This is a genomic window from Halomonas sp. SIMBA_159 (assembly GCF_046536035.1).
Lineage (GTDB): Bacteria > Pseudomonadota > Gammaproteobacteria > Pseudomonadales > Halomonadaceae > Vreelandella > Vreelandella venusta_A.
In genome coordinates this window covers 1-353 of record NZ_JAWJBT010000193.1, presented here as the reverse complement: position 1 = coordinate 353, position 353 = coordinate 1, and the positions used below count along the sequence as shown (strand labels likewise).

General features: G+C 50.7%; 1 protein-coding gene. It reads right to left on the bottom strand.

The genetic code is table 11. The annotated features are described in order from the left end of the window. On the bottom strand, window positions 1–322 hold a 322-nt coding region (locus tag R0J87_RS18950), incomplete at its 3' end, for a GNAT family N-acetyltransferase (RefSeq protein WP_498888162.1). Window positions 323–353 lie beyond the last annotated feature (31 nt).

The following is a 353-nucleotide window of genomic DNA, read 5'->3' as shown; positions in this document are numbered from 1 at the left end:
GCTCCGTTTGATAATGGCGGCGCCCGAAGTCGATTCCTTGTCTTACGTAATCGGCTCCAAAACCGCGGCCGATCAGCTCCGGCTTTAAAGCTAAACCGATTTCGAGCGCATCATCTGCCACGACGAATTCAAACAATCCGGCTGGCTGTCCATCCGCCAAGGCCACAAACCCATCGCAACCGCCGGGACCGATTAACTGGCCGGTTTCCTCCATTGATTTGAAATAAGGCGTCATCAGGACTTGTTCCACAAAGCCTTCGTAATTCCACGAATCGATCTCCTTCAGATAATCCATGGTCATGGGGGTAAATTGAAATTCCAACTGACTTCCACTCCTCTGTCTTGAGTTCTTC